Origin of the sequence: Streptomyces sp. 3N207 (assembly GCF_052246355.1) — a bacterium.
GTDB lineage: Bacteria > Actinomycetota > Actinomycetes > Streptomycetales > Streptomycetaceae > Streptomyces.
In genome coordinates, this window is the sequence record NZ_JBQQBV010000002.1 from 250,459 (window position 1) to 265,330 (window position 14,872).

The 14,872-nt window shown below is 69.2% G+C and carries 9 protein-coding genes; 5 read left to right on the forward strand and 4 right to left on the reverse strand.

Annotated elements, in window-relative coordinates; all coding sequences use genetic code 11:
• Positions 1-85: 85 nt before the first annotated feature.
• The gene (locus ACTWP9_RS03945; protein WP_443244526.1) at positions 86-1,273 is read right to left on the reverse strand and encodes an aldose epimerase family protein; all 1,188 of its coding nucleotides are present in this window, start codon (positions 1,271-1,273) and stop codon (positions 86-88) included.
• A gap of 242 nt (positions 1,274-1,515) precedes the next feature.
• Between ACTWP9_RS03945 and ACTWP9_RS03950 the strand changes: the two genes are divergently transcribed.
• Together ACTWP9_RS03950 and ACTWP9_RS03955 are read left to right on the forward strand one after the other, a co-directional pair.
• Positions 1,516-4,092 (forward strand): alpha-L-arabinofuranosidase C-terminal domain-containing protein, encoded by a 2,577-nt coding sequence (locus ACTWP9_RS03950; protein ID WP_443244527.1) that lies wholly within the window; start codon positions 1,516-1,518, stop codon positions 4,090-4,092.
• A gap of 182 nt (positions 4,093-4,274) precedes the next feature.
• The gene (locus tag ACTWP9_RS03955) at positions 4,275-5,108 is read left to right on the forward strand and encodes an SAM-dependent methyltransferase (protein ID WP_443244528.1); all 834 of its coding nucleotides are present in this window, start codon (positions 4,275-4,277) and stop codon (positions 5,106-5,108) included.
• 17 nt (positions 5,109-5,125) lie between these two features.
• On the opposite strand, the gene ACTWP9_RS03960 is transcribed toward ACTWP9_RS03955, so the two are convergent.
• Together ACTWP9_RS03960 and ACTWP9_RS03965 are read right to left on the reverse strand one after the other, a co-directional pair.
• The gene (locus ACTWP9_RS03960) at positions 5,126-5,488 is read right to left on the reverse strand and encodes a hypothetical protein (RefSeq protein ID WP_443244529.1); all 363 of its coding nucleotides are present in this window, start codon (positions 5,486-5,488) and stop codon (positions 5,126-5,128) included.
• Positions 5,489-5,619: 131 nt separating this feature from the next.
• A complete protein-coding gene (locus tag ACTWP9_RS03965; protein ID WP_443244530.1) occupies positions 5,620-7,422 on the reverse strand; it encodes a thiamine pyrophosphate-requiring protein in 1,803 nt (600 codons plus the stop codon).
• A 260-nt stretch (positions 7,423-7,682) separates the two neighbouring features.
• On the opposite strand from ACTWP9_RS03965, the gene ACTWP9_RS03970 reads away from it, so the two are divergent.
• The 3 genes from ACTWP9_RS03970 to ctaF all read left to right on the forward strand — a co-directional run bounded on the left by ACTWP9_RS03970 (position 7,683) and on the right by ctaF (position 13,137).
• On the forward strand, positions 7,683-10,874 hold the full coding sequence (locus tag ACTWP9_RS03970; RefSeq protein WP_443244531.1) for an FAD-binding and (Fe-S)-binding domain-containing protein: 3,192 nt from the start codon (positions 7,683-7,685) through the stop codon (positions 10,872-10,874).
• Positions 10,875-11,032: 158 nt separating this feature from the next.
• Complete coding sequence (gene ctaD, locus ACTWP9_RS03975) at positions 11,033-12,748, forward strand: aa3-type cytochrome oxidase subunit I (RefSeq protein WP_443244532.1); 1,716 nt, start codon at positions 11,033-11,035, stop codon at positions 12,746-12,748.
• Positions 12,748-13,137, forward strand: coding sequence for an aa3-type cytochrome oxidase subunit IV (gene ctaF / locus ACTWP9_RS03980; RefSeq protein ID WP_443244533.1), 390 nt, complete (start codon positions 12,748-12,750; stop codon positions 13,135-13,137). The genes ctaD and ctaF overlap by 1 nt, the downstream gene beginning before the upstream one ends.
• On the opposite strand, the gene qcrB is transcribed toward ctaF, so the two are convergent.
• Positions 13,082-14,779, reverse strand: coding sequence for a cytochrome bc1 complex cytochrome b subunit (gene qcrB, locus ACTWP9_RS03985; protein ID WP_443244534.1), 1,698 nt, complete (start codon positions 14,777-14,779; stop codon positions 13,082-13,084). The genes ctaF and qcrB overlap by 56 nt on opposite strands.
• Positions 14,780-14,872 lie beyond the last annotated feature (93 nt).

Here is a 14,872-nt window from a genome sequence, read left to right on the forward strand (position 1 = left end):
GTCCCAGGCCCGCCCTCACCGCCGCCACCGACCCGCCGTCAGCGCGCCCCCGGCCCGCCGTCCCCCTCACCGGTGTGCCGTCACCTCAGCGGTCCGTGCCGAAGGAGTAGACGGTCGTGGACCGGTACTTCCGACCCGGGCGCAGCACCGTCGAGGGGAAGTCGGGCTGGTTCGGCGAATCGGGGAAGTGCTGGGTCTCCAGGCAGAAGCCGTCCCCCGCGCGGTAGACGCGGCCGGAGGTGCCCTTGAGGGTGCCGTCGAGGAAGTTGCCGCTGTAGAACTGCACTCCGGGCTCGGTGGTGGAGACCCGCATCGTACGGCCCGACTCCGGCTCGGTCACCGTGATCACCGGGCGCGGCTCCTCGGTGATGCCCTTGTCGAGGACGAAGTTGTGGTCGTATCCCTGGCCGCGCAGGATCTGCGGATGCCCCTCGCGGAGGTCCTTGCCGATCGGCTTGCCGTTGCGGAAGTCGAACGGCGTCCCGGCGACCCGCGCCAGCGCGCCTGTGGGGATGAGGGCGTTGTCGACGGGGGTGTAGCGGGAGGCGGCGATGCGCAGCGTATGGCCCTCGATGCTGCCGCTGCCCGCGCCGGCGAGGTTGAAATAGGTGTGGTTGGTGAGGTTGACGACCGTGGCCTTGTTCGTCGTCGCCGTGTAGTCGATACGCAACTCGCCGCGCGGGGTGAGGAGATAGCGGACCCGGGTGCGCAGTGTGCCGGGGTAGCCCATCTCCCCGTCCCGGCTGACGTACCGCAGCGTGAGGCCGATGTCCGGGCCGTTGCGATACGGCTCGACGTCCCACACCCGCTTGTCGAACCCCTTGGTGCCGCCGTGCAGGCTGTTGCTGTCGTCGTTGGCGGGCAGTTTGTACGTCTCGCCGTCCAGGGTGAACTTCGCGCCTGCTATGCGGTTGCCGTAACGGCCGATCAGGGCGCCGAAGTAGGGGCTGTCCGCCACGTAGTCGTCCAGCGCGTCGAAGCCGAGCGAGACGTTTGCCGTGCGGCCCCGCCGGTCGGGGATCTCCAGGGACTGGACGATCCCGCCGTAGGAGAGCACACGCAGCCGGGTTCCGCCGTTGGCGAGCGTCCAGCGGTCGACGCGGTCACCGTTGTCCAGCTTGCCGAAATGCTCCCGGACAGGCGGCTGATAGCCGACTGCTGTGCTGCTGCGAGTGGCCGTCGTCGGCGCTGCGGCCTTGGCCGCTGAGGTGGTGGCGGCTGCTGCTGCGACGCCGGTGGTCGCTGCCAGGAGTGTGCGTCTGCTCGTCATCATCGGTGCTGGGCTCCTCGGCCTGGGCGGAACGTGTCTGCTGGCTGTTCGATATTTCGGTCACCGTTCGATAAGGCGGCACCAGTGAAGGGCTCCGCATTCCGGCTGTCAACACCTCGCGCCGCGCCAATCCAAGTTCGCCGCAGGCTCATTGACCCGCGGCTGCGGGCTCCCTCATTCTCGGCTTGGCGCAATACCGAACTGTATTCGATATCTCGAACAGCTGGGTCGAGGAGGAGCAGTAGATGAAGACCCGCCCCACCGGACCACGCGCACCCGCCAGACGATGGCTGCGGCCACGCCTCCGGCTCGCCGCAGGTGCCCTGCTCGCCTGCACCGTCGGGATCGTCCCGGCCGTCGCCTCCGGCGAGCCCGCCGCCCCGACGACGGACTACACCCTCACCGTCGACGCCGGGAAGCAGGGCCCCGCCATCGACAAGTCCATGTACGGCGTCTTCTACGAGGACATAAACCGCGCCGCTGACGGCGGGCTCTACGCGGAACTCGTCCAGAACCGCTCCTTCGAGTACGACAAAGCGGACAACGAGCAGTACACGCCCATGACCGCCTGGACCGCCTCCGGGCCGGGCACCGCGCAGGTGGCGAACGACGACGCCCGCCTCAACACCCGCAACCGGAACTATCTGCGGGCCTCCCTCACCGGCGGGAACGAGGAGTTCCGCCTCACCAACTCCGGCTACAACTCCGGCCTGGCCGTACGCAAGGGCGAGCGGTACGACTTCTCCGTATGGGCGCGCACCGACCGCCCCTCCGGCACCCCGCTGACCGTCTCCCTCACCGACGCGAAATCGGCAGGCACCCTCGCGAAGCCGCTGCACCTGACCGCGCGCGGCGACCGCTGGGCCAAGTACACCGGCACCCTCACCGCCGAGCAGACCAGCAACGACGGCAGGCTGACCGTCGCCGCGGGCGGCTCCGGCACGCTACGGCTGGACGAGGTCTCGCTCTTCCCCCGCAAGACGTTCAAGAACCGGCCGAACGGGATGCGCCCGGACCTCGCACAGAAGATCGCCGACCTCGATCCCGGCTTCCTCCGCTTCCCCGGCGGCTGTCTCGTCAACACCGGCAGCCACAAAGGCTACGACGCACCCGACTTCGAGCGCCGCCGCTCCTACCAGTGGAAGGACACCATCGGCCCGGTCGAACAGCGGGCGACCAACGCCAACTTCTGGGGCTACAACCAGTCCTACGGCCTCGGCTACTACGAGTACTTCCAGTTCGCCGAGGACACCGGAGCCATGCCGCTGCCCGTCGTCCCCGCGCTGGTGACCGGCTGCGGCCAGAACAAGGTGACCGACGACCCGGCGCTCCTCAAGCGACACATCCAGGACACCCTCGACCTGATCGAGTTCGCCAACGGCCCCACGACCTCCGAATGGGGCGCCAAGCGGGCCAAGATGGGCCACCCGAAACCGTTCGGCCTCACGCACCTCGAAGTCGGCAACGAGGAGAACCTGCCCGAGGAGTTCCACGCCCGCTTCAAGGAATTCCGCAAGGCCATCGAGGCCAAGTACCCGGACATCACCGTCATCAGCAACTCCGGCCCCGACGACTCCGGGCAGGTCTTCGACCGGCATTGGGAGCTCAACCGGCAATCCGGTGTCGACATGGTCGACGAGCACTACTACAACAGCCCCGAGTGGTTCCTGGAGAACAACGACCGCTACGACAACTACGACCGCAAGGGCCCCAAGGTCTTCCTCGGCGAGTACGCCTCCCGCGACAACCGCTTCCGCAACGCGCTCGCCGAAGCCGCGTTCATGACCGGGCTGGAGCGCAACGCCGATGCCGTCAAGCTGGCCTCGTACGCGCCGCTGCTCGCCAACGAGGACTATGTGCAGTGGAAGCCGAACATGATCTGGTTCAACAACCACGCCTCCTGGGGCTCGGCCAACTACGAGACACAGAAGCTGTTCATGAACAACGTGGGTGACCGGGTCGTGCCCAGCACAGCGTCCGGAACGCCCTCGGCCGACGCACCGATCAGCGGTGGCATCGGGCTGTCGACATGGGCGACCAGCGCCGCGTTCGACGATGTCTCCGTCACCTCCGCCGACGGCGACACCCTGCTCAAGGACGACTTCTCCGGCACCGCCGGACAGTGGACCCCGGCCTCCAAGCGCGGCTCGTGGAAGACCGAGAACGGTGCCTACGTCCAGTCCGACACCACGGCCGAGGACACCATGGTCACCGCGGGCGACCCGAAGTGGCACGACTACGACGTACGGGCCAAGGCCACCAAGAAAGCCGGCAAGGAAGGCTTCATGCTCGCCTTCGGCGTCAAGGACACCGGCAACCACTACTGGTGGAACCTCGGCGGCTGGAACAACACCAAGTCCGCGGTGGAGCAGGCCCGAGGCGGTGCGCGGAACACGGTGATCGAGGACAACACGAAGATCACCGAGGGGAAGGAGTACGACCTGCGGGTCAAGGTCCGCGGCCGTCAGGTCACGCTCTACCTCGACGGCAAGAAGTGGGGCAGCTTCACCGACAAGCCCGCCGATCCTTTCCGCCAGGTCGTCACCTACGACGACAAGCACGGCGAGCTCGTCGTCAAGGTGGTCAACGCGCAGGATGCGCAGGCCAGGACCCGTGTTGCGCTCGGCCGCGGCACGGTCGTCGGTGACACGGCCCGGCTGACCACGCTCGAAGGCGACCCGGACGCGGTCAACACCGAAACCGACCGGCCCATCGCACCCCGCCGCTCCACGCTGCGCGGCGTCGGTGACGAGTTCACCCACACATTCCCGCCGAACTCGGTGACGTTCCTGCGGATCAAGGCGAAGAGCCCGAGATCCTGAGCTCGCGTCGCTGAGTGTGCAGCCCCCGGACATCCGTTTCCCGGACTTCCGGGGGCTGCCTGGATTTCAAACGCCCTGTGTACGAGAGTAGTTGCCCCAACAGGCCGTACGTCGCGTGCGTCGCTTCAGCACCGCACGTGCGCGCTCGTACCCAGCTGTCCGCTACTCAGGAGCCGCCGCACATGAGCCACCAGATGCCCGAGTCGACCGGAGCCAAGGCACACTCGGCCCGGATGTACGACTACTACCTCGGGGGCAAGACCAACTACGGTTCGGACCGCCAGGTGGCGGCGCAGACGATGGCCGCCTTCCCCAATGTGCTGACCGCGGCCCGGGAGAACCGCGAGTTCATGCACCGTGCGGTCCGCAGCCTGGCCCGCGAGCAGGGCATCCGGCAGTTCCTGGACATCGGCACCGGTATCCCCAGCTCCCCCAATCTGCACCAGGTCGCCCAGCGGGAGGACCCGACATGCCGGGTCGTCTACGCCGACAACGACCCCATCGTGCTCACCTACGCCCGGGCCCTGATGACCGGTACGCCTCAGGGTGCAACGGACTACATCGAAGCCGATGTACGGGACCCGAAGCGCATCCTCGACCACGCTCGCAGCACCCTCGACTTCGAGCAGCCCGTCGCGCTCTCCCTCGTCGCCCTGCTGCACTTCGTCGGCGACGCCGACGACCCGCAGGGCATCGTCCGCACCCTTGTCGACGCGCTCGCCCCCGGCAGTGCGCTGGTGCTCTCCCACGGCACCGACGAGCTCGACGTCACGCTCCGCAAGGTCGTCGAGATCTACGGATCGCAGGGCATCACCGTGCAGTTGCGCGGCACGGATGAGGTCCGCGAGTTCTTCGCCGCGGCCGGCCTCTCCCTCGTCGAGCCCGGCATCGTGGCCACCTGCGACTGGCGCCCGGAGATGGCGGACAGCCAGGACGGCATGCGCCGCCCGCCCGGTTCGATCAGCCCGGAAGAGGTCGGCTGCTGGGCCGCGGTGGGCCTCAAGCCGACGGCGTAGCACCCCTCCCAGGAGGCTTACAGCAGGTCGACGATGCTCGGCGGGGCGAACAGGTGGCGTGCGCGGTGCTCCAGCACGAAGCGCCGGGGCAGATGCAGCATCTCCGGCGAGACGCACTTGCCGCACGCCGGGTCCTCGGCGGGGATGTCGTCCCCGTGCTGGGTGACCAGGTGCTCGGCGAGCCGGATCTGACTGGTGAGCACCGTGTCGAACGGATCGCAGTCGAACGCCGGGCCGTACTCCTCCCGCGCGGCGTTGGTCACCTCACAGGCGTGCTTCATCCCCTTGTACAGCTCGATGCACTTCTCACACCCCCACATCCACACAGGAGGGAGCGGCCAGGCGTCAGCGGGGTCGTGGTCAGCGTCCCTGTCGTCCATGCGTTCACGGTAGCGACCCGCCAAGACCGCGTCAGCGGTTTCGCGGATCGCACGCGTGCTTCGCGGATTGCCCGTGCTGCGAAGCTTGGGCAGTCTGCTCCCCCAAGGCAAGGTCCGCGGACAAGCAACGCTCAATGCTTGCGGCCCGGCAGATGCTCGGTGACCTCAGTCAGCTTCTGGCGGAAGCCGCGCGCAGCGATCCCGCTGCGTTCGGGATCGCGAATCCCCGCCTTGACGGCCTTCTTGGCCTGGTCCTTCATGATGTGCGGCGGGATCGGGGCGATCTCGTTGTCCACCACGAACTCCAGCACGACCGGGCGGTCGGCGGCCAGCGCCTCCTCCCAGGAGGAGGTGACCTTCTTCGGCTCGTCGCAGCGGATCCCGCGCAGCCCTGCCAGCTCCGCGTACTCGGCGTACGGGAAGTCCGGGATGTACTGCGAGCCCGGGTACTTGGGGTCGCCGCCCATGGCGCGCTGTTCCCAGGTGACCTGGTTGAGGTCCTGGTTGTTGAGGACGCAGAAGATCAGCGGCGCCGAGCCCGCCATCCGGTCCGCGTAGCGCTTGACGGTGATCATCTCGTTCATGCCGTTCATCTGGAAGGCACCGTCACCGACGAAGGCGATCACCGGCCGGTCCGGGTAGGCGAAGCGCGCCGCGATCGCGTACGGAACCCCGGGGCCCATGGTGGCCAGGGTGCCGGAGAGGGACGCCTGCATTCCCTTGCGGAGCTTGATGTGGCGGGCCCACCAGTTGGTCGCCGAGCCCGAGTCCGCGGTGAGGATGGCGCCGTCCGGCAGCAGCGAGGAGACCTCGTGGGCCACCGCTTGCGGATTGACCTTGCCGTCGAAGGTCTGCGCGGCCCGCTTCTCCAGGACGGCGTTCCAGGCGCGGATGTTCTCCTCGATCTGCTTGCGCCAGGAGCGGTCCTCCTTGCGCTGCAGCAGCGGGATCAGCTCCCTGAGCGTCTCCTGGGAGTCGCCGACCAGATGTGCGTCCATGGGGTACCGGATGCCGATCATCCGGCCGTCGATATCGATCTCGACGCCCTTGCACTGGCCCTCGTCGGGCAGCCACTCCGCGTACGGGAAGCTGCTGCCGATCATGAACAGGGTGTCGCAGTTCATGATCATGTCGTCGCTGGCCTTGCTGCCCAGCAGCCCGATCGGGCCGGTCACGAACGGCAGGTCGTCCGGGACGACTTCGCGGCCCAGCAGCGCCTTGGCGACCCCCGCGCCCAGCAGTTCGGCCACTTCGACGACCTCGGCCTCGGCGTCGGCGGCGCCCTGGCCGATGAGGATGGCGACCTTCTTGCCCTCGTTGAGGATGTCCGCGGCCTTGCGCAGCTCGTCCTTGTTGGGCAGCACCCGCGGCCGGCTCCAGCCGACGCTGGAGTAGACCGAGCCGTGCGTCTTGGGCGGCGAGGGCTGCGCCTCCGACTCCTGGATGTCCTCCGGAACGATGACCGTGGCGACGCCGCGCGTCGTCAGCGCCGTCTTGAACGCGCCGTCGAGTACATGCCGCATCTGCCCCGGGTGCATCACGATCTGGCAGTACTCCGACACATCCGAGAAGAGCTGTTCGAGGCCGACTTCCTGCTGGTAATGGGTGCCCTGGGCGAGCCGTTTCTGCTGCCCGACGATGGCTACCACCGGCTGGTGGTCCAGCTTGGCGTCGTAGAGCCCGTTGAGCAGATGGATCGCGCCGGGTCCCGACGTGGCGGCGCAGACCCCGACCTCACCGGTGAACTTGGCGTGCCCGCACGCCATGAACGCGGCCATCTCCTCGTGCCGGGTCTGGATGAACTCCGGATCGCCCTTGGCGCGGTCGAAGGCGCCCAGCATGCCGTTGATGCCGTCGCCGGGGTACCCGAAGACCCGGTGCACGCCCCATTCGCGGAGGCGCTGAAGAACGTAGTCGGCTACTTGCTGCGCCATTGGTACTCCCATTCACATGGTCGACGCGACGGTCCCGGCCCGGGTCCCACGCCGCGGACACCCGCAAACAAGTCGCTGCTCAGCCTTGGGGGCCGTTTCACAGCCGGTCGGCGAGGTACCCATGACCGCGCGCGGTCGCCGCGTGGACCGGGCCACTGGCCTGGCATTTACCCACGGTGACGGCTTGGTCGCCCGCCCGCCCGCCCGCCCGGCCGAGCAGCAGCGCCCCCCGCCGACGAACGTGATTGAAGGCGACCCGCATGGCCGAGACACCCGACCGCACCGGCACCTCGCACCTGCCCCGCACGTTGCTTACCGAGGAGATCCCCGCCAGGACCGATCCCGCGGTGCCCGGGCCGCCCCGTGCCCGCCGGCTGCTCGCCGTCGGGAAGCTGGCCAGGGCCCTGCGTGACGCGATCGAGGGCGAGGTCCGCTTCGACACCGCCACCAAGGGGCTGTATGCCCACGACGCCTCCAACTTCCGCCAGGTGCCGATCGGCGTCGTGGTGCCGAAGACCGTCGAGGACGTCGTCGCCGCCCACCGGATCTGCCGCGAGTACGGCGCCCCGGTCCTCAACCGCGGCGGCGGCACCAGCCTGTCGGGGGAGACCGTCAACTACGCCGTCGTCATCGACCACTCCAAGTACCTCACCCGCATCGGCGAGGTCGACGCCGAGGAACGCCACGTCACCGTCGAGCCCGGCGTCATCAACGAGGAGCTCAACCGGCACACCGGCGCCTGGAACCTGGTCTTCGGGCCCGACCCCTCCACCCACTCCCGCTGCGTCATCGGCGGCAACATCGGCAACAACTCCTGCGGCACCCACTCCGTGCAGGCCCAGCTGTACGGGCCGGGGCCGCGTACCTCCGACAACGTGCGGGCGCTGGAGGTCGTCACCTACGGCGGCGACCGGTTCTGGGTCGGCGTGGACGAGGAGCGGGAGCTGGAGTCGATCACCGCCGCCGGTGGGCCCAAGGGCGAGATCTACGCCAAGCTGCGGGACCTGCGCGACCGGTACGCCGACGCCATCCGCGCGGGCTTCCCTCCGGTGGCCGGGATGCCGCGCCGGGTCTCCGGCTACAACCTGGACGAGCTGCTGCCCGAGAACGGCTTCAACGTCGCCCGCGCCCTGGTCGGCACCGAGTCCACCTGCGCCACCGTCCTCCAGGCGCAGGTGCTGCTCACCCCGGCGCTGCTGGAGCGGACGCTGGTCGTCGTCGAGTACGAGCAGATCACCGCCGCGGCCGAGGACGCCCACATCTGCGCCCACCGGTTCCGGCCGATCGGCCTGGAAGCCCTCGACGAACAGCTCATCCAGGACCAGAAGCTCCAGCACATGAACCTCGCCTCGCTGCAACAGCTGCCCCGGCAGGGCGGCGCCGCCTGGCTGCTCGTCCAGTTCGGCGCCGACACCGAACAGGACGCGCACGCCCAGGCCGAACGGTTCGTGACCTGGCTGACCGAGGCGCGCGGCTACGCGTCCGACCGGATCACCACCAGTGACCAGGACGAGGGAAAGGCCCAGAACCTGTGGGCCGTCCGGGAGGGCGGGGAGGGCGCCACCGCCTTCCCGCCCGACGGCGACCACTGGCCGGGCTGGGAGGACTCCGCCGTACCGCCCGACCGGCTGCCCGAGTACGTCACGGCCCTGCGCGGGCTCCTCGACAAGCACGGGCTGCGCGGCGCCATGTACGGGCACTTCGCGCACGGGTGCATCCACTCCCGGATCAGCTTCGACCTGCGCACCGCAGCGGGAGTGGCGGACTACCGCAGGTTCATGGAGGAGGCCGCCGACCTCGTGGCCTCCTTCGGCGGCTCCCTCTCCGGCGAGCACGGCGACGGCCAGCAGCGCGGCGAGCTGCTGGAGCGGCAGTACGGCAGCGAACTCGTCCAGGCCATGCGCGAGTTCAAACAGATCTGGGACCCGGAAGCCGGGATGAATCCGGGCAAGGTCGTCGACGCCTACCGGCTGGACGAGGACCTGCGGCTGGGAGCCGACTACAACCCGCCCCGGCCCGAGGTGAAGTTCGCCTACTCCGAGGACAACGGCGACTTCGCCCACGCGAGCCTGCGCTGCGTCGGCATCGGCGCCTGCCGCGTCCCCGACTCCGGCCAGGGGCAGACCATGTGCCCCAGCTACCAGGTCACCCGCGAGGAGAAGCACACCACCCGCGGCCGGGCCCGGCTGCTGCACGAGATGCTGCGCGGCGAGACCGTCAAGGACGGCTGGCAGTCCAAAGAGGTCGCCGAAGCGCTCGACCTGTGCCTGGCCTGCAAGGGCTGCACCAACGACTGCCCCGTCAACGTCGACATGCCCACCTACAAGGCCGAGTTCCTGCACCACCACTACCGGTCGGCCCGCAGGTGGCGGCCCCGCCACGCCTACGCGTTCGGCTTCATCGACCAGGCAGCACGGCTCGCCTCCCGGCTGCCGGAGGCCGCCAACCTGACCACCCACGCCCCGCTCCTGGGCCGGTTCGCGAAGCTCGCCGCGGGCATCGACCGGCGCAGGCCCCTTCCCGCCTTCGCGCCCATGACGCTCCAGCGGTGGTTCCGGCAGCGCGGCGGCACCGCCAACCCCGCCGGGCGGCCGGTCGTCCTCTTTCCCGACACGTTCAACAACTACTTCGACACGGACGTCGGTGTCGCCTGCGTGGAGGCCGTCGAGGCAGCCGGATGGTCGGTGATCATGCCCGAGCAGCACCTGTGCTGCGGGCGCCCGCTCTACGACTACGGCTTCCTGGACGCCGCCGAGCGCTATCTGCACCGCGTCCTTGACGCGCTGCGCCCGCACCTACGCGCCGGAACACCCGTGGTCGGCATGGAGCCCAGCTGTCTGGCCGTCTTCAAGGACGAGCTGACCAAGCTGCTCCCGCACGACGACGGCGCCCGGCGGCTGGCGGCCGGTGCCCACCACTTCGCCGAGTTCTTCGACACCTACGACATCACCCTGCCCCGGCCGGCCGGGAACCGCGGCAGCGTCCTGCTGTGGGGCCACTGCCATCAGCGCGCCACCGGCGGTACGGAGCCCGACCGGAAGCTGCTGGCCAAGCTCGGCCTTCAGGTCGAGAACCTGGCTGGCGGCTGCTGCGGGCTGGCCGGTTCCTGGGGCTTCGAGCAGGGCAAGTACGGCATCTCCATGGACTGTGGCGAACAGGCGCTGCTGCCCGCGGTCCGCGACGCCGCGCCGGGCACCACCGTGGTGGCCAACGGGTTCTCCTGCAAGACCCAGCTGGCCGCCGCGGACATCGGCGCCGCGCCGGTACACCTCGCCGAACTGGTCCGGCGCGCCTACCAGGGCGCGCCGGATCGGACCGTCAAGCCCGCACCGGCCTGGACCCACCGCGCGGTGCGCCTTGCGGCACCCTTCGCCCTGGCCGGCGGCGCGGCAGCCGCCGGGGTGGCAGCCCTCGCAGCGGGTCGCGCCGGGCGCGGCGCCCCCGGCCGCTGAGCGGGTTGACTTCGTGCAGATCAGGTTTCCGCACCGGCGAGCGGGCTACTCCTACCGAGCCTGCCCGGCGGATGAGCCGAGCGCGCTCGTTGCGGCGCTCGCCCCGGCGGAAAGGTCGGCGGGCCAGACCAGAGCGTTCGGCGAAGGGCGGAGGCCACATGGTGCTGCGGTGGTTGACGACTACCGACCACAAGGTGATCGGCAACCTCTACCTCGTCACATCCTTCTGCTTCTTCCTCGCCGCCGGCGCGATGGCCATGGTGATGCGGGCCGAGCTGACCCACCCCGGAATGCAGGTCGTCTCCCAGGAGCAGTACAACCAGCTGTTCACCGTGCACGGCACCATCATGATGCTGCTGTTCGCCACCCCGCTGTTCGCGGGGTTCGCCAACGCCGTGATGCCGCTGCAGATCGGCGCCCCCGATGTGGCCTTCCCCCGGCTGAACGCCTTCACCTACTGGGTGTATCTGTTCGGCGGGCTGATGGTGGTCGGCGGATTCCTGACCCCCAACGGTGCGGCGGACTTCGGCTGGTTCGCGTACGCCCCGCTCAACGGTCCCAAGTACACCCCCAGCACGGGCGGCGACCTGTGGACCATGGGGCTGGCCGTGGCGGGGCTGAGCACCATCCTCGGTGTCGTCAACTTCATCACCACCATCATCTGCCTGCGCGCCCCCGGCATGACGATGTTCCGGATGCCGCTGTTCACCTGGAACGTGCTGTTCACCTCGATCCTGGCGCTGTTCGCCTTCCCGGTGCTGTCGGCGGCGCTGCTGGCGCTGGAGGCGGACCGGAAGTTCGGCACGCACATCTACGACCCGGCCAACGGCGGGGCCGTGCTGTGGCAGCACCTGTTCTGGTTCTTCGGGCACCCGGAGGTCTACATCGTCGCGCTGCCGTTCTTCGGCATCATCAGCGAGATCCTGCCGGTCTTCAGCCGTAAGCCGCTGTTCGGCTACATCGGGCTGGTCGCCGCGACGGCCAGCATCGCCATGCTCTCCGCCGTCGTATGGGCGCACCACATGTTCGCCACCGGCGCCGTGCTGCTGCCGTTCTTCTCCCTGATGTCCTTCCTGATCGCCGTGCCGACCGGGGTGAAGTTCTTCAACTGGATCGGCACCATGTGGAAGGGCTCGCTGAGCTTCGAGACACCGATGCTGTGGGCCGTCGGATTCCTCGTCACCTTTCTGCTCGGCGGACTCAGCGGCGTCCTGATCGCCTCCCCGCCGCTGGACTTCCACGCCACCGACAGCTACTTCATCGTCGCCCATCTGCACTACGTCCTCTTCGGCACCGTCGTCTTCGCCATGTTCGGCGGCTTCTACTTCTGGTGGCCGAAGCTGACCGGCCGGATGCTGGGCGAGCGGCTGGGCAAGGTGCACTTCTGGCTGACGCTGGTCGGCTTCCAGACGACGTTCCTGGTGCAGCACTGGCTCGGCGCCAACGGGATGCCGCGCCGGTACGCGGACTACCTGCCTGCCGACGGCTTCACGCCGCTGAACACGGTCTCCTCGATCGGCGCGTTCACTCTCGGCGTGTCCACCCTGGTCTTCCTCTACAACGTCTGGTGGACGACGACACACACCGAAAAGGTCACCGAAGACGACCCCTGGGGCTTCGGGCGCTCCCTGGAGTGGGTGACCTCCTGCCCGCCGCCCCGGCACAACTTCGTCGCCCTGCCCAACATCCGCTCCGACTCACCCGCCTTCTGGCTGCACCACCCCGAGGCCGAGGAGGGAGCGGCGATCGTGGCGCCGGGTGCGCCGGAGAGCCCCGGAGTGCGGCCCGTGGGCCCTGACGAGCCGCCCAGCCCGCCGACGCCCGGCATACAGGACCCCGCCTCGAAGCGGACGCCCATGAAGGGGAGCCCCTGATGAAGCTCGAAGCCATTCTGTTCGCAGGCGTCGCGCTCTTCTTCGCCTGCGTCACCATCCCGTACGCGCTTTACGGCGACGATCCTGCGGGCACAGCCGCCGTGCTGATCGCAACCCTGATGGCCTCACTGGTCTCGTTCTTCCTCACGGTGCAGTACAAGCGCCGCGGCGTACGGCCGGAGGACCGCAGGGACGGGGAGATCCACGAGCGGGGCGGGCCGCTGGACTTCTTCCCCGCGCGCAGCCCCTACCCGGTGCTGACCGCGCTGGGCGTGGCGACGCTGGGTACCGGCACCGTCTTCGGGCTGTGGCTGGCCCTGATCGGTGCCGGTCTCACCGGCGCCGGAGTGTGCGGGTTCGCCTTCCAGTACGCGCAGACCGACCACTGAGCGTCCGGACGTTGCGCTGCTCGGCGCGCAGGCCCGAGACCGCGGTCTGGGCGCGCTCGCGCTGGTGGCCGATGGTCCGCCACTGCCGGGCCGGCGAGTCCTGGTAGTACCAGCGGCTGAGCGCTGCCCGCAGCCGCGCTGCACGGCTCGCCGCCGCCTCCGCGTCGAGCGGGCGCGGGAACCGCTGGGCCGCCAGCCGGAACTTCTCGGCCTGCGACAGCGGCTCGTGGTCGGCGCTGAAGGTGCCCTCGACCGACTGCCGCACATGGCTGGTCTCCTCGCCCTCGGTGACGCGCTCGGCGTCCTGCTTCTGCAGCGCCAGGCACAGCCGCTTCGCCAGCAGGAAGGCCAGCGGCGGCCCCACCACGAGCAGGACGCGGAACGCCCAGGTCAGCGCGTTGAGGGAGACGTCGAAGGTGTGCGCGAGGACATCGTTCCCGCCGGCCATCAGCAGCACGCCGTAGAAGGTGACCCCGGCGATTCCCAGGCCGGTGCGTACGGGACGGTTGCGGGGACGGTCGCACACGTGCGGCGTCTCGTCCCCTGCGGTGATCCACCGCTCGAAGAAGGGGTACGCGTACAGGACGAGGAACAGCAGCGCGGGCAGGATGACGGCGGGCACCAGCACGTTCCACATCACGGTGTGCCCGAACAGCGTCGTCTCGAACGGCGGCATCAGCCGCAGCGACCCCTCCAGGAAGCCGACGTACCAGTCCGGCTGCGCGGCCGTGGACACCTGGCCCGGCTGGTACGGCCCGTAGTTCCAGACCGGGTTGATCTGCGCCACCGCGCCGAGGATTCCCAGCACCCCGGCGACCATGAAGAACAGCCCCGTCGACCGGGCGGCGAACTGCGGCACCATCGCATGGCCGACCACGTTCTTGTTGGTTCTGCCGGGTCCGCTCCAGTGCGTGTGCTGGAGGACCACCACCAGGATGAGATGGGCCACCACCAGGGCGAGCAGCAGCCCTGGGAGCAGCAGGATGTGCAGCGGATAGAGCCGGTCGATGATCTCGTCGCCCGGATACTCGCCGCCGAACGCGAACAGCGCGACGTAGGTACCCACGACGGGGATCGAGAGCATGATGCCCTGCGCGATGCGCAGCCCCGTACCGGAGAGCAGGTCGTCGGGGAGCGAGTAACCGGAGAAGCCCTCGGCGAGCGCCAGGACGAAGAGCGTCAGCCCGATCACCCAGTTGATGTCCCGCGGCTTGCGGAAGGCGCCGGTGAAGAAGATCCGCAGCATATGCAGCCCGATGGCGCTGATGAAGATCAGCGCGGCCCAGTGGTGGATCTGACGGACCAGCAGTCCGCCGCGGATCTCGAAGCTGATCTCCAGCGTCGAGGCGTAGGCCACCGACATCGGCTGGCCGCGCAGCGGACGGTAGGCGCCGTCATAGCGGATCTGCGTCATGTCCGCGTCGAAGAACAGGGTGAGGTAGACCCCCGTCATCAGCAGGACGAGAAAGCTGTAGAGAGCGAGCTCCCCGAGGAGGAAGGACCAGTGCTCGGGGAACGCCTTGCGCAGCAGCGCCTTCCCACCCGCGGCCACGGGCAGTCTCTGGTCCGCGGCTGTGAACCCGCGCTCGGCGGCCTTGCGCAGTGCGGCCCGCCGGGCGGCACGGGCCCGAGAGTGTGTCATGCGGTCGCCCTCCTCGAAGACCGCATACCTCAGTGCCCCGCCGCCCGGGCGGCAAACGCCCCGGGTTCCCGGTTGCCTCGTACGCCCCCGGCA

Excerpts from the sequence above, each read along its gene's own strand:
- ACTWP9_RS03945 (WP_443244526.1), bottom strand. The coding sequence starts at position 1,273 with ATGATGACGAGCAGACGCACACTCCTGGCAGCGACCACCGGCGTCGCA.
- ACTWP9_RS03950 (WP_443244527.1), top strand. The coding sequence starts at position 1,516 with ATGAAGACCCGCCCCACCGGACCACGCGCACCCGCCAGACGATGGCTG.
- ACTWP9_RS03955 (WP_443244528.1), top strand. The coding sequence starts at position 4,275 with ATGAGCCACCAGATGCCCGAGTCGACCGGAGCCAAGGCACACTCGGCC.
- ACTWP9_RS03960 (WP_443244529.1), bottom strand. The coding sequence starts at position 5,488 with ATGGACGACAGGGACGCTGACCACGACCCCGCTGACGCCTGGCCGCTC.
- ACTWP9_RS03965 (WP_443244530.1), bottom strand. The coding sequence starts at position 7,422 with ATGGCGCAGCAAGTAGCCGACTACGTTCTTCAGCGCCTCCGCGAATGG.
- ACTWP9_RS03970 (WP_443244531.1), top strand. The coding sequence starts at position 7,683 with ATGGCCGAGACACCCGACCGCACCGGCACCTCGCACCTGCCCCGCACG.
- ctaD (WP_443244532.1), top strand. The coding sequence starts at position 11,033 with ATGGTGCTGCGGTGGTTGACGACTACCGACCACAAGGTGATCGGCAAC.
- ctaF (WP_443244533.1), top strand. The coding sequence starts at position 12,748 with ATGAAGCTCGAAGCCATTCTGTTCGCAGGCGTCGCGCTCTTCTTCGCC.
- qcrB (WP_443244534.1), bottom strand. The coding sequence starts at position 14,779 with ATGACACACTCTCGGGCCCGTGCCGCCCGGCGGGCCGCACTGCGCAAG.